This window comes from Halomonas sp. KM007, assembly GCF_050709225.1.
In the GTDB taxonomy this organism is placed as follows: Bacteria; Pseudomonadota; Gammaproteobacteria; order Pseudomonadales; family Halomonadaceae; genus Vreelandella; species Vreelandella hamiltonii.
This window is the reverse complement of record NZ_CP136131.1, coordinates 342,884-356,199: the sequence shown is the minus strand read 5'-3', so window position 1 is coordinate 356,199 and position 13,316 is coordinate 342,884. Positions and strand designations below refer to the sequence as shown.

At 61.6% G+C, this 13,316-nt stretch carries 12 protein-coding genes; 8 read left to right on the top strand and 4 right to left on the bottom strand.

The genetic code is table 11. The annotated features are described in order from the left end of the window. Nucleotides 1-31 precede the first annotated feature (31 nt). From cysM to RVM27_RS01690, 8 genes are all read left to right on the top strand, one after another. Nucleotides 32-928, top strand: coding sequence for a cysteine synthase CysM (gene cysM, locus RVM27_RS01725; RefSeq protein ID WP_287808409.1), 897 nt, complete (start codon nucleotides 32-34; stop codon nucleotides 926-928). Then, complete coding sequence (locus tag RVM27_RS01720) at nucleotides 929-2,368, top strand: TRAM domain-containing protein (protein WP_287808408.1); 1,440 nt, start codon at nucleotides 929-931, stop codon at nucleotides 2,366-2,368. 46 nt (nucleotides 2,369-2,414) lie between these two features. Next, a complete protein-coding gene (gene relA, locus RVM27_RS01715; protein WP_498941246.1) occupies nucleotides 2,415-4,691 on the top strand; it encodes a RelA/SpoT family protein in 2,277 nt (758 codons plus the stop codon). Beyond that, nucleotides 4,691-5,518, top strand: a complete 828-nt coding sequence (mazG, locus tag RVM27_RS01710; RefSeq protein ID WP_498957220.1) for a nucleoside triphosphate pyrophosphohydrolase — start codon at nucleotides 4,691-4,693, stop codon at nucleotides 5,516-5,518. Before relA ends, mazG begins: the two co-directional genes overlap by 1 nt. A 42-nt stretch (nucleotides 5,519-5,560) precedes the next feature. Continuing rightward, nucleotides 5,561-8,209 carry a phosphoenolpyruvate carboxylase gene (gene ppc, locus RVM27_RS01705; protein ID WP_498957219.1) on the top strand — a complete coding sequence of 883 codons (2,649 nt, stop codon included), beginning with the start codon at nucleotides 5,561-5,563 and terminating at the stop codon, nucleotides 8,207-8,209. Between the two features lie 107 nt (nucleotides 8,210-8,316). Continuing rightward, nucleotides 8,317-8,862 (top strand): DUF924 family protein, encoded by a 546-nt coding sequence (locus RVM27_RS01700; RefSeq protein WP_039177153.1) that lies wholly within the window; start codon nucleotides 8,317-8,319, stop codon nucleotides 8,860-8,862. A 24-nt stretch (nucleotides 8,863-8,886) separates the two neighbouring features. Beyond that, nucleotides 8,887-9,930 carry a pseudouridine synthase gene (gene rluF, locus RVM27_RS01695; RefSeq protein ID WP_498957218.1) on the top strand — a complete coding sequence of 348 codons (1,044 nt, stop codon included), beginning with the start codon at nucleotides 8,887-8,889 and terminating at the stop codon, nucleotides 9,928-9,930. A 16-nt stretch (nucleotides 9,931-9,946) separates the two neighbouring features. Continuing rightward, nucleotides 9,947-10,240, top strand: coding sequence for a DUF1294 domain-containing protein (locus RVM27_RS01690; protein WP_498957217.1), 294 nt, complete (start codon nucleotides 9,947-9,949; stop codon nucleotides 10,238-10,240). Here the strand turns inward: RVM27_RS01690 and RVM27_RS01685 are convergent. From RVM27_RS01685 to RVM27_RS01670, 4 genes are all read right to left on the bottom strand, one after another. Further along, entirely contained in the window at nucleotides 10,218-10,892 is a 675-nt protein-coding gene (locus tag RVM27_RS01685) for an anthranilate synthase component II (RefSeq protein WP_096923128.1), read from the bottom strand. The genes RVM27_RS01690 and RVM27_RS01685 overlap by 23 nt on opposite strands. After that, nucleotides 10,889-12,310 (bottom strand): anthranilate synthase component I family protein, encoded by a 1,422-nt coding sequence (locus RVM27_RS01680; RefSeq protein WP_287808402.1) that lies wholly within the window; start codon nucleotides 12,308-12,310, stop codon nucleotides 10,889-10,891. Before RVM27_RS01680 ends, RVM27_RS01685 begins: the two co-directional genes overlap by 4 nt. Then, a complete protein-coding gene (locus RVM27_RS01675) occupies nucleotides 12,307-12,576 on the bottom strand; it encodes a Trp family transcriptional regulator (RefSeq protein ID WP_058578061.1) in 270 nt (89 codons plus the stop codon). The genes RVM27_RS01680 and RVM27_RS01675 overlap by 4 nt, the downstream gene beginning before the upstream one ends. A 115-nt stretch (nucleotides 12,577-12,691) precedes the next feature. After that, nucleotides 12,692-13,258, bottom strand: coding sequence for a hypothetical protein (locus RVM27_RS01670; RefSeq protein ID WP_039177136.1), 567 nt, complete (start codon nucleotides 13,256-13,258; stop codon nucleotides 12,692-12,694). Between the last annotated feature and the right edge of the window lie 58 nt (nucleotides 13,259-13,316).

Below are 13,316 nucleotides of genomic sequence, written 5' to 3'. Positions count from 1 at the left end.
GCAGCATAACGGTTACGATAAGGAATGTGTGATGAATTATCCCACGCTTGAAGATGTGGTCGGCAACACACCGCTGGTACGTCTGAAAAGAATCACGGCAGGCCGCAACAATACGCTGCTGGCCAAGCTGGAGGGCAACAACCCGGCAGGCTCGGTCAAGGACCGCCCAGCGCTGTCGATGCTCAGCGAAGCAGAAGCCCGTGGTGACATTCGTCCCGGTGATACGCTGATCGAGGCGACCTCGGGCAATACCGGCATTGCGCTGGCCATGGCGGCCGCCATCAAGGGTTACAAGATGGTGCTGGTCATGCCTGAAAATGCTTCCGCCGAGCGCAAGCAAGCCATGGCGGCCTATGGCGCCAGGCTCATCTCAGCGAGCAAGGAGGGGGGCATGGAAGAGGCACGCGATATCGCCGACGCCATGATTGCCCGAGGCGAGGGCAAGCCGCTCAACCAGTTTGCCAACCCGGACAACCCGCTGGCGCATTATCGCACCACCGGCCCGGAGGTGTGGCGGCAAACCGACGGTGAGATCACACACTTCGTCAGCTCCATGGGTACTACGGGCACCATCATGGGCGTGTCACGGTATCTCAAGGAGCAGAACCCGGCGGTGCAGATCGTCGGGCTGCAGCCGGCCGATGGCGCCAGTATTCCCGGCATTCGCCGCTGGCCCCAGGAGTACCTGCCCGCCATCTTCGAAGCGCCGAGAGTCGATGTCACGCTGGACATCGCCCAGCAGGAAGCCGAAGAGCACATGCGTCGCCTGGCCCGGGAAGAGGGTATTCTGGCAGGGGTTTCATCCGGCGGCAGCCTGGCAGGTGCGCTGCGCATCGCCGAACAAACCGAAAACGCGGTCATCGTGTTCGTCGTCTGTGACCGTGGTGATCGCTATCTCTCCACGGGCTTGTTCGCCCCGGAGGTATGAATGGCCATGTTGGGTAAGCGGCGGCCTCCACGCCCCGTCTCGGGCCATTCGGGCCTGGCACGCACGCCAAGTGGGCGAGCCGCAAAAGAGCAGACTGGCGAGCTCTCCGGTGCGCCGCTGGTCGTCGAGCGGCTGGCCCATGATGGCCGAGGGGTGGCTCACAACGCTGCCGGGAAGACCGTATTCATCGACCGGGTGCTGCCCGGCGAGGAAGTGGAGGTCGCGGTCCATGTGACCCGCAAACGCTTCGATGAGGCGCATGTCAAAGCTCTGTTGACTCCCTCGCCCCTGCGCGTGACGCCGCCCTGTGCCCACTTTGGCCAGTGCGGAGGGTGCGATTTGCAGCATATGGCACTCGACACCCAGCGCCACCACAAACGTGAGGTAGTCGCTGAGCTGCTGGCACGGCAGGGCCTGGCCCATGATGCCATCGGCTTGCTCCACGGGCAGACCACGGCGTATCGCCGTCGGGCGAGGCTGGGTGTCAAGGTGGATAGCCAGGGCAAGGTGCACCTGGGGTTTCGCGCCGCCAGCACGCATCGGCTGGTAGATATCGACACCTGTCCAGTGCTGGTGCCTGCCTTGCAGGCGCTCATTGCCCCTCTGCGAGCGCTGTTGGCGAGCCTGGAAGCCCCGCGCTCGGTCGGCCACCTCGAACTGCTGGCGACCCCGGATGCGACGGTCGTGCTGGTGCGTCAGTTGAAGGCACAGCCTGACGATGAGCTGCGCTGGCAGCGTTTCGCTGAGCAGCACCAGGTACATGTCGGTGCCTGGCTGGGGCGCGAAGCGCCCCAGCTGCACTGGTATGGTGCGCCACCTTTGCTGAGAGAGCGCTTTGACATGCAGGCGCTGGGCATCGACGCCAGTACATTGCCATCCAACCTGTCGCTTGACTTTGCGCCGGGAGATTTTTTGCAGGTCAATGCCGAGGTGAACCAGCAGATGGTGGCACAAGTGGTAGGCTGGTTGGTGCCCAAGCCCGGCATGGTGCTGCTGGATCTGTTTGCCGGTATCGGCAATTTCAGCCTGCCGTTGGCCGCTGCAGGCGCTCGCGTTCATGCGGTCGAAGGGAGCCAAGGCATGGTCGAACGGCTGCGCGACAATGCCCATAACGCCCGCGATGCCGATGCAGTCCTGGCGGTCAGCGCAGAACAAGCGGATCTCAGCAATGCCGAGTCCGTGGCCAAGGTGCTGCGGCAGCACCCTGTGGATGCGCTGGTGCTGGATCCGCCGCGTAGCGGTGCCGAGGCGGTGTGTCAGGCGCTGGGCCGCCATCGCCTTGCCCGGGTCGCGTATGTCTCCTGCGACCCGGCAACCCTGGCTCGCGATGCGGCACATCTTGTGCATGCAGGGTATGCTATCAAGCACGTTGTCGTGGCCGACATGTTCGTACATACGGCGCACATGGAAACGCTGATGCTGTTTGAATATACGGGCTAGCGTGCCATTTGCAGCAAGCCGCCACCCAAAAGGATGAGTCATTGTCATGGTGAAAGTGCGTGAAGACCAGCCGCTGACAGAAAGCGGAAAGGTGGACATACAACAATGGTTAACGCGCCTTCAGGAAGATGTGCGCCTGCGTGAGCCCGAGCGCCTGCTTCAGGCCTGCGAGCTGGCCGACCAGTTGGAGCGAGAAGCTCCCCGCACCCATCGTGTGTGGCTGTCGCCAGGTTCCAGTTTTCGCATGGGCCTGGAAATGGCCGATATTCTGGCCGATCTCAAGCTCGATCAAGCCACGCTGGAAGCTGCGGTGCTGTATCGCGCCGTGCGCGAAGGGTTGCTGAGCCTCGACGCGGTGACCAAGCGCTTTGGCGATGAAGTGGCGAAGCTGATCGATGGCGTACTGCAGATGGCCGCCATCAGCTACCCCTTGGCGCCCAACCATGGCATGAGCCAGCATAACCAGCAGGAAAACCTGCGCAAAATGCTGGTCAATATGGTGGGAGATGTACGGGTCGCGTTGATCAAGATTGCCGAGCGCACCTGCGCGCTGCGTCAGGTCAAGGACGCCCCCCGGGAAAAATGCCTGCAGGTGGCCAGGGAAGTGGCCGATATCTACGCGCCGCTGGCCCACCGCCTGGGCATTGGCCAGATCAAGTGGGAGCTGGAAGATCTTTCGTTCCGCTACCTGCATGAGGACGAGTACAAGGCGATTGCCAAGCTACTGGCAGAGAAGCGCCTGGACCGCGACCGCTATATTCACGATGTGGTCGAAACCCTCAAGACCCTCATGGAAGCCCAGCATATCCATCGTTACGATGTCAGTGGCCGGGCAAAGCATATCTACTCCATCTGGCGCAAGATGAAGCGCAAGCGGATCGATTTTTCCCAGGTCCACGACGTGCGCGCCGTGCGCATTCTGGTACCCGAAGTCACTGACTGCTACACCGTGCTGGGTATCGTCCACTCCCGCTGGCACCACGTGCCCAACGAGTTCGACGACTACATCGCCAACCCCAAGAAAAACGGTTATCAGTCGCTGCACACGGCGGTCATGGGGCCGGAAAACAAGGTGCTGGAAATTCAGATCCGCACCTTCGGTATGCACGACGAGGCCGAGCTTGGGGTGTGTGCCCACTGGCGCTACAAGGGCCACGATACCAATGCCAAGAGTCGCAGCTACGAAGAAAAGATCGCCTGGCTGCGGCAGGTGCTGGAGTGGCAGGACGAAGTGGGCGGCTTTGGCGACCTGCGTGAAGGCCTCTCCAGCGATGTCGCCCCTGACCGCATCTACGTCTTTACCCCGGATGGGCACGTTATCGACCTGCCGCGTATTGCCACGCCGATCGATTTTGCTTACCGGGTGCACACCGAAATTGGCCATCGCTGCCGAGGTGCCAAGGTTAACGGTCGCATCGTCCCGCTGAACTACAAGCTGAAAACCGGCCAGCAAATCGAGATTCTCACTGCCACCAAAGGCGGCCCCAGCCGCGACTGGCTCAACCCCAGCCTGGGCTACGTACGCACCTCGCGGGCGCGGGCCAAGATCCAGGCGTGGTTCAAGTATCAGGCCCGGGACCAGAACCTGAACGAAGGGCGCACGCTGTTTGAGCGTGAAATGCGCCGCCTGGATGTGGAAGGGCTCGACCTGCCAAAACTGGCCAAGGCGGTCAATTACCAGAACGCTGACGACATGTACGCCGCGCTGGGCGCCGGTGACCTGCGGATAGGCCAGGTACTGCATCAGGCGCAGCAGCTGTTTGGCGAGACCGATGACCAGGAGCAGTTGGACCGACTGCTGGCCAAGCCTCGCCGCCAGCCCAGCAAGGCCACCAAAAGCGACATTACCGTGCTGGGCGTGGGCAACTTGAAGACCAGCATGGCCAACTGCTGCCGACCGGTGCCCGGCGAGCCGATTGTCGGCTTCATCACGCAAGGTCGTGGGGTCACCGTGCACCGTCAGGACTGCACCAATATTCTCCAATTGCGCATGGAGGAGCCTCAGCGCATTATCGAAGTGGAATGGGGCGAGCGCGCCCATACCCGCTATCCGGTGACCATCGAGATTCAGGCCTGGGACCGTTCGGGTTTGCTGCGCGATGTCACGGGCCTGCTGGGCAATGAAAAGGTCAATGTACTGGCGGTCAACACGCTGACCGATACCGACGAGGGCATTGCCCGCCTGCGCATCACCCTGGAGGTGGATGGCCTGGAGTCCCTGGGACGGCTGTTCTCGCGTATTCAGCAGTTGCCCAACGTGACCGAGGTGCGCCGCCTGCGTAACGCCGACCCCGAAAAAAGTGCCCGTAAAGGAGGGGCCTGATGCGCTACCGCCTGGAAGACCTGTTGACGCTGATGGCCGTGCTGCGTGACCCGCAGCAGGGCTGCCCGTGGGACGTCAAGCAGCACTGGGACACCATCGTGCCGCATACCCTGGAAGAAGCCTACGAAGTTGCCGATGCCATCGAGCGGCGTGCTTTCGATGAGCTGCCCGGAGAGCTGGGGGACCTGCTGTTTCAAGTGGTCTATTACGCCCAGTTCGCCGTCGAGGAGCAGCGCTTCGATTTCCACGATATCGTCCACACGTTGACGGAAAAGATGCTGCGTCGCCATCCGCATGTGTTTCCAGAGGGGACGCTGGCGTCTCGCCGCCCGCCTGGCATGAGCGCAGACGCCGTCAAAACCCAGCAGGTCAACAGCCGCTGGGAAGCGCTCAAGGCCGAAGAGCGCGCGCAGCGCAGCGTCGAAGAGGTATCGGTGCTCGACGATGTACCGCGTAACCTGCCTGCGCTGAGCAGGGCGACCAAACTCTCCAAGCGGGCCGCCCGAGTGGGTTTCGACTGGCCCGATGCCCGCGGCGTACTGGACAAGATTCGTGAAGAGCTGGTAGAGGTCGAAGAGGCGCTGGCCGTCGGCGACCGCCAGCATGCGCAGGAAGAAGTGGGTGACCTGCTGTTTGCGGTCACTAACCTGGCGCGTACTCTGGGGGCCAACCCGGAGCAGTGCCTGCGCCAGACCAACAGCAAATTCGAGCGCCGCTTTCGCCATGTCGAAGGCGCACTTGCCAGGGCCGAGCGACCGCTGGGTCAGGCGACCCTGGAAGAAATGGAATACCACTGGCAAGCCGCGAAAGCCCAGGAACAATGCTAATAACTCACCATATCAACGCGACCCCGCAAGGAGGCCCCGCCAATGAGCCATGATCTACACGAGTCGCTGCGCGATAATGTCCGTATTCTGGGTGACAGTCTTGGGCGTACCATCGCCGATGATCTGGGCCAGTCGTTCGTCGACAAGATTGAAACCATTCGTGCCCATGCCAAGCGGGGTCGCCAGGGCGACACCCTTCAACAGCGGCAGTTGATCGAGTATCTGCGTCAGCTACCCGAGCGGGACCTGCTCCCGGTGACCCGCGCATTCAACCAGTTCTTGAATTTGGCCAATATCGCCGAGCAGCACTACCGGGCACGGTTCCGTCGGGTGGAGGATTACAAACCAGGCACCCAGCCGGTACTGGGCGAGCTGCTCAGTCGCGCCCAGCAGGCGGGCAACTCCCCGCGCAAGCTGGTCGAAACCCTGGCCAACATGCGCGTGGAGCTAGTGCTCACTGCCCACCCCACCGAAGTCATTCGCCGCACCCTGATTCAGAAGTATGACGCCATCGACGAGTGCCTGATCGCCATTGAAAGCTCCGAGGATTACCCTGAGCGTGGCGCCCGCGCTCAGGGGCGGCTGGAAGAGCTGATCAGCCAGGCCTGGCACACCGACGAGATTCGTCACGAACGTCCCACTCCGGTGGATGAGGCCAAGTGGGGCTTTGCGGTCATCGAGAACTCCCTGTGGCAGGCGGTGCCCGATTTTCACCGCGACCTGGATAGCCTGTTGCTGGAAACGGTAGGCGAGCGCCTGCCGCTGGATGCGGCGCCCATTCGCTACGCCTCGTGGATGGGGGGTGATCGCGACGGCAACCCCAATGTCACGGCGAAGGTGACCCAGGAAGTGCTGCTGCTGGGCCGTTGGATGGCCGCCGATCTCTACCTGCGGGATCTGGAGCAGCTCAAGACCGAGCTTTCCATGTGGAAGGCCAACAGCGCCTTGAAGGCCGAAGTGGGCGATGTCGCCGAGCCTTACCGGGAGCTGCTCAAGCGGCTGCTGACTAAAATGGAAGCCACCCGCGACTGGGCGAAAGCGCAGTTGGATGGCCACAACTACGACGGCGGGCCGATCATTGAAACCCGCGACCAAATCTACGCGCCGCTGCTGGCCTGCTACCGCTCGCTGTGCGATGTGGGGCTGGACACCATCGCCAACGGCGCGCTGCTGGATACCCTGCGCCGCGTAGCTGTGTTCGGCGTTACGCTGACCAAGCTCGACCTTCGCCAGGAAGCCAGCCGCCACGCCCAGGTCATGGAAGAACTCACCAGCTCGCTGGGGCTAGGTCATTATCAGGAGTGGAGCGAAACCCAGCGTCAGGAGTTTTTGCTTTCCGAGCTGGCCTCGCGCCGTCCATTGATCCCGCGCCGCTGGGAGTGTTCCGCCGAATCACGAGAAGTGCTGGATACGTTCAAGGTGATTGCCCAGGAGCATGCCGAAGCGCTGGGCACCTATATCATCTCCATGGCAGGCGAGCCTTCCGATGTACTGACCGTGGCGCTGCTCATGAAAGAGGTGGGCGGCCAGGTGACGCTGCCCATCGCGCCGCTGTTCGAGACGCTCAACGACCTGGACCACGCCGGTGCTGTCATCGATCAGCTGCTGTCGCTGCCGGGTTACCGAGCGCTCACTCAGGACCGTCAGGAAGTCATGATCGGTTACTCCGACTCTGCCAAGGATGCCGGGCAGCTGGCGGCGGCCTGGGCGCAGTACCGCGCCCAGGAAGCCCTGGTCAACGTGTGCGAGAAGCACGGCGTGGATCTGACGCTGTTCCACGGCCGCGGCGGCACCGTGGGCCGCGGGGGCGGCCCGGCCCATGCGGCGATTCTCTCTCAGCCGCCAGGGTCGGTGAACGGCAGCCTGCGGGTAACCGAGCAGGGAGAGATGATTCGCTTCAAGTTCGGCCAGCCGGACATTGCGCTGCGCTCCATGGAGATCTACGCCTGCGCGGTGCTGGAAGCCACGCTGCTCCCGCCGCCTGCACCACAACCGCACTGGCGCGAAGAGATGGACCAGCTGGCCAAGGTTGCCCACGCGGCTTATGTGGGCGTGGTGCGTGAAGACCCGAATTTCGTCCCCTATTTCCGCGCGGTGACGCCCGAGGGCGCGCTGGGCAGGCTGCCCTTGGGTTCGCGGCCCGCCAAGCGTCGCCAGGATGGCGGCGTGGAAACGCTGCGGGCGATTCCCTGGATCTTTGCCTGGACGCAGATTCGCCTGATGCTGCCCGCCTGGTTGGGCAGCGGTGAGGCCTTTGCCCGACGCCTGGAGGAGCCGGGCGGCCTGGAAGTGCTGCAAGAGATGCGCACGCAGTGGCCATTCTTTGGCACCTATCTGGACATGCTGGAGATGTTGCTGGCCAAGGCCGATGTGGCCATTGCGGCTTATTACGAGCATCGCCTGGTCGACGAGCCTGCGCTGAAGGCGTTGGGCAAGCAGCTGCGAGAACGCTTTGCGCGGCTGGAGCTGGTGGTGCTGGACATTCTTCAGCAGGAGCGGCTGCTGGAGAATACGCCGCTGATCCGTCAGGCCATCGATGTTCGCAACCCTTACATCGACCCGCTCCACGGCCTGCAAGCCGAGCTGCTGCAGCGTAACCGGGATGCTGACGGCGCCATCAGCGCCGATCTCTCACGGGCGCTGATGGTCACCATGGCAGGCATCGCTGCCGGGCTGCGCAATACCGGCTAGTCGCACCGTGGGCCAGCGCCGTCACTCCTCGGGTGGCGGCGCTTTTGTTTATGTTGGGCTGCTGTTTTCGTTGAGCTTTTATCGCCGCACTCCAGGGGAGGTGCACCATGCACGCAGATGCTCAGGCCGTGATGGTCTTCTGGTTTCAAACCTTAGAGCCCGCTCAATGGTTCAAGAAAGACGCGAATATGGATCGACAGATTGGCGAGCGCTTTGGCCCACTGCTGGAGCGAGCAGCAGCCTGCGAGCTGTTTGAATGGCGCGGGACGGCCCATGGGCGGCTGGCGGAGATCCTCGTGTTGGACCAGTTTTCCCGCAATATTCACCGTGACGACGCACAGGCCTTTGCCAATGATGCATTGGCACTGGCGCTGGCCCAGGAAGCGGTGGCCAGCGGCGCAGACCAGTCGCTCTCCACCGTGGAGCGCAGCTTTTTATACATGCCCTACATGCACAGCGAGTCGCTTGCCATTCATGCCGTGGCCATGCAGCTGTTTGACCAGCCGGGCCTGGAAAACAACCTCGACTTTGAAAAGCGCCATCGTGTGATTATCGAACGCTTTGGGCGCTACCCGCATCGCAATGAGGTGCTGGGCAGGCCCTCCACACCTGAAGAAGTCGCCTTCCTCCAGCAGCCGGGCTCCTCTTTTTAACCCAATGGGATGACGTAGCGCTTTATGCCGTTAAGAACCTCTACCCGTATCAACAAGTACATCAGTGAAAGCGGCCTGTGCTCCCGCCGCGAAGCCGACCGCTTCGTGGAGCAGGGCAATGTCTATATCAACGGTCGCCGGGCCACCACGGGGGATCAGGTGGTGGCGGGAGATCGGGTCAAGGTGAACGGCCAGGAGATCGAACCGCAGGAAGAGAAAGACCTGGTATTGATCGCGCTGAACAAGCCGGTGGGCATCGTCAGCACCACGGAGTCTGCCGAAAAGGACAATATCGTCGAGTTCGTCAAGCACGGCACGCGTATCTTTCCCATCGGACGGCTGGACAAGGACTCCCAGGGCCTGATCTTTCTTACCAACAATGGCGATCTGGTCAACAAGATTCTGCGCGCCAACAATCATCACGAGAAAGAGTACGTGGTGACGGTGGATAAACCGATCACCGATGAGTTCATTGCCGGTATGCAGGGCGGGGTGCCCATTCTAGGCCAGGTGACCAAAAAGTGTCGCGTGGTCAAGGAGTCTACTTTCGTCTTCAATATTACGCTGGTGCAGGGGCTGAATCGTCAAATTCGCCGTATGTGCGAATACTTCGGTTACGAAGTGACGCAACTGGTGCGTACACGCATCATGAACGTCTCCTTGAAAGGCCTGGCGCTGGGAGACTGGCGCGATCTGACGCCCCGTGAGATCGAGACCATCATTGCCCTGACCGAAACCTCGCAAGCCGCACCGGAGAAGAAAAAAAGCGACAGGCCTGACTACAGCGGCAACAGACATGGCGCTAAAGGTAAACCACCGGCAGCGAAAAAGGCCTCACCAGGTGCCCGTTCGGGTGGCAAGAGCCGTCAGGACTCCAAGGGGAAAGTAGTCGCGTCGGGTAAGCCAGGCGCCAAAGCAAAGCCAACGGGAAAACCGGCTGCCAAAGGCAAGGGCAGGCCCGGCAGTAAACCCGGTGGCAAGCCGGGCGCGGGCAAGAGTGCCATCAAGGGTGGTCGACCTGGCGGGGGCAGAACAGCCGCCGGTAAGCCGTCTTCCCGGCGCAAATAGTCAGCCAGGGCCCATCATGAACTCATGGATGCTTTTCGGGCTGGCGCTCTATGCAGCGGCCAGCGTCGTGACCTATGCCACCTATGCATGGGACAAGCGGGCGGCGATCAAGAAGCGCCGGCGGGTGAGCGAAAAAACGCTGCACTGGCTGGCGCTGTTGGGGGGTTGGCCGGGGGCGTGGTGCGCGCAGCAGCAGCTGCGCCACAAGACCCAAAAAACCGCTTTTCGGCGAGTTTTCTGGGTCACGGTGGTGCTCAACCTGGCCTGTCTGGCGGCTGTTCTGGCGCTTACGCAACCTTGGCCGAGTTGAACAGGAAGTTGGCGATCAGTTCCTTGCCGCCTTCGGTGGCAAACGACTCCGGGTGAAACTGAATGCCGTGGATGGGGTAGTCGCGGTGCTTCACGCCCATCAGCTCGAACTCGCCTGCGGCCTGCCAGGCGCTGCGCTCGGCAAAATGCTCGGCGGTCAGCGCGCCGACCGTGGCGGTCACTTCCAGGCACTCGGGTAGGGTGGTGGCGTCGGCAATCAAGGAGTGGTAGCGCATCACTTCCAATTGGTCGGGGACGCCCTGGAACACCGAGCGGTCATCGTGGTGAATGGGGCTGATCTTGCCATGCATGGGCAGCGGTGCCTTGACGACCTTGCCACCAAAGACATGCACGATTCCCTGCATGCCCAGGCACACTCCCAGCAGTGGCGTCGTCTTGCCGAGTTTTTCGATGACCTCGGCACACACCCCGAAGTAGCGCGGGTCGTCCGGCGAGCCCGGCCCCGGCGAAATGATGATGCGGTCCGGGGCCATGGCCTCGATGGCCTTGAAGTCGATCTGGTTGTTCCGCTTCACCACGATCTCGAAATGCGGCAGCTCCCCGCGATTCTTTTCGGCAGTGAGAATTTCACCGATGAACTGGTAGAGGTTGTAGGTGAACGAGTCGTAGTTGTCGATGATCAGCACCTTCATGCGGGGCTCTCCGTTTCCGTGCTCATAAAGGGGGCTAGCGCCTTGCGGGTACCGGCAAACTTGCGACGAATCTCCTCGTACTCATCCTCGGCATTGCTGTCGTAGACGTTGCCGCCGCAGGTTTGCACGTAGGCGCGTTCACCGTTGACGAACACCGTACGAATCGGAATGGCGAAGGTGCAGTCGCCATTGAAGGAAAACTGGCCCACTGCGCCGCCATAGGGGCCGCGACCGTCGGTTTCCAGGTCGTCGATGATCTTCATGGCCTCGATCTTGGGAGCGCCGGTCAGCGTTCCGGCAGGGAAGTTGCTGGCCAGCGCGGTGAACATGTCTTCGCTCTCGGCAATAATGCCGACGATCTCGCTGGAGATGTGCTGTACGTGGCTGAACCGCTTGATGTCCATCAGGCTGCGTACCTTCACCGTTCCAAACTGGGCCACGCGGCCGATGTCGTTGCGGTGCAGGTCCACGATCATGTTGTGCTCGGCGATCTCCTTCGGGTCGTTGAGCAGTGCGCGGGCCAGCTGCGTGTCTTCCTGGGGGGTCTGGCCACGGAGCGTGGTGCCCGCCAGCGGGAAGGTTTCCATTTCGCCCTGGCGCAAGCGAAACAGCAGTTCGGGGCTGGCGCCGATCAGCTTCTGTTCACCGAATTTGACGTAATACATCTGCGGTGACGGGTTGATGGTGCGCAGCTGGTCATAGAGCGCCAGGGTATCGCCCTGGATGCGAAAGCGCTTCTTGAATCCCACTTCACACTGGAACACCTTGCCGTCGATGATGTCCTGCTTCACTTTGGCCACGGCTTCGGCATGCTGGGCCTTGCTCATGGTGTCGCCCAGCGCGGTAATGCTGAGCGCCCCGGCAGGCTCGTCTGCTGCTTCGATCAGTGTCTGCAGAAAATCATAGCGGCTGTTGTCGTAGTAGAAGTAGGTGACTTCCCCAGTCATCTTGTCAAGGATCAAGCCATCCTTGTAAAGCCCGAAGCGGAACGTATCGAAGTCGTCGCTGGCTTTCAGCGTCAGCGAAGGCTCGAAGTACTGCATGGCGTCGTAGCCCAGATAGCCGCTGAGGCCGCCGGCGTACTTGCGGGAAATGATGTTCTGCGGAATCAGGCTGCGCAGCAGCTCGTAGGGGTTCTCGCTGGTGTACTGCTCGGCCTGACCGTCGCGGTTTTCGATGGTCAGCGTGTGGCCATTGGCGTACAGCGTATATTCGGGATCGAAGCCAATGATCGAGTGGCGTGCCATATGGCTATCTTCGCCCAGCGACTCCAGCATGTAGCAGGTGTCGAAGCGGCGCTCGATTTTCTGAAACAGGGCGAAAAAGTCGCAGTCTGCCGCCAGCGTCACGTAGTGCGGTTTACGGGGCAGTGTAAACGGCGTTGGGCCAGTGGTGTTGACCTGAGTGTGAGTGCTCATAAAGGGTCGTTCCGTGATGAAGATGACTGGTTCAGTGCGCGAGAGCCCCTGGATACCGTGGCAATACCGACCCCGAGGGTGTCGGCAATCTTGCGGTGGGGCACCCCTTCGTTGAGCAGCTTGAAAATCTGCAGGCGCTTGCTGATTTCCTGGTACTCCGCTGGGGTCAGCAGGCTGGCCAGCGCAGCGTCCATGGCCTCGGGGGTCTCGATGGCCACCAGATGGCGTACCAGCTCAGTCTGATAGTGTGACGGAGAGAGGGGCATGAGTGAGTCACCAGCGGTCGATGTAATCCGTGTTAATGTACTAGTACGCTAGTACATTAACACGGATAAACGCCGAGTCAAGAGACATCTCGGCTGGCAGCATCGAAAACTGGGATTAAAACGGCAGGTGTAGCGAAGCGCTAAGCATATTGAGGTGGCTGAGCGTGGGTGCATCGATACGCTCGTACTCGAAACGGCTGATCAACCGGTTGATGGTCATGGTGGCGCCGAAGCCTTGCAGTAGCGCCGTGCCGCCATCATCGGCCTGGGGCTGGTACGCTTCACCACGCCACTCGGTGAAGCCGGACTTGGCATAAATGCTGACGGCGCCCATGCGCACGCCTGCCACCAGGGCGCCACCCAGGCTCAGGGTGTCCATGAGCAGCGGGTTCATCTGGGAAGTAATGGGGACTTCTTCACTTTCGCGATAGGCGATCTCGGCACCGATATCCAGCCGGGGCAGCCGTTCGGGGCTGAATCCCGCGGTCAGCCGAAAGCCGGTGGTGTTGGTGTCCAGGCTGCTCAGGTCGCTGCCTTCCAGCACTACGCCGTTATCCAGCCGAATCCACTCACCATCGGGGGCCGCATAGGCAAGCAGTGCTGTATCGTCATTTGCCAGGGCGGTGGCGAAGGGCGCGGCGCTCACCAGCGTCAGGAACAGGGTGCTTGCCAGGCGGTTCATTGGCGTTCCTCTTGTCCTTGATCGTGACCTTGTCGTTATGCGTGATTGTCGCCATTTA

Bases quoted from the DNA above. Each gene is read 5' to 3' on its own strand.
- ppc (WP_498957219.1), top strand. From the start codon at position 5,561: ATGAGCCATGATCTACACGAGTCGCTGCGCGATAATGTCCGTATTCTG.
- mazG (WP_498957220.1), top strand. From the start codon at position 4,691: ATGCGCTACCGCCTGGAAGACCTGTTGACGCTGATGGCCGTGCTGCGT.
- RVM27_RS01675 (WP_058578061.1), bottom strand. From the start codon at position 12,576: ATGCCCCTCTCTCCGTCACACTATCAGACTGAGCTGGTACGCCATCTG.
- RVM27_RS01680 (WP_287808402.1), bottom strand. From the start codon at position 12,310: ATGAGCACTCACACTCAGGTCAACACCACTGGCCCAACGCCGTTTACA.
- RVM27_RS01690 (WP_498957217.1), top strand. From the start codon at position 9,947: ATGAACTCATGGATGCTTTTCGGGCTGGCGCTCTATGCAGCGGCCAGC.
- RVM27_RS01685 (WP_096923128.1), bottom strand. From the start codon at position 10,892: ATGAAGGTGCTGATCATCGACAACTACGACTCGTTCACCTACAACCTC.
- cysM (WP_287808409.1), top strand. From the start codon at position 32: ATGAATTATCCCACGCTTGAAGATGTGGTCGGCAACACACCGCTGGTA.
- RVM27_RS01720 (WP_287808408.1), top strand. From the start codon at position 929: ATGGCCATGTTGGGTAAGCGGCGGCCTCCACGCCCCGTCTCGGGCCAT.
- RVM27_RS01700 (WP_039177153.1), top strand. From the start codon at position 8,317: ATGCACGCAGATGCTCAGGCCGTGATGGTCTTCTGGTTTCAAACCTTA.
- rluF (WP_498957218.1), top strand. From the start codon at position 8,887: ATGCCGTTAAGAACCTCTACCCGTATCAACAAGTACATCAGTGAAAGC.
- relA (WP_498941246.1), top strand. From the start codon at position 2,415: ATGGTGAAAGTGCGTGAAGACCAGCCGCTGACAGAAAGCGGAAAGGTG.
- RVM27_RS01670 (WP_039177136.1), bottom strand. From the start codon at position 13,258: ATGAACCGCCTGGCAAGCACCCTGTTCCTGACGCTGGTGAGCGCCGCG.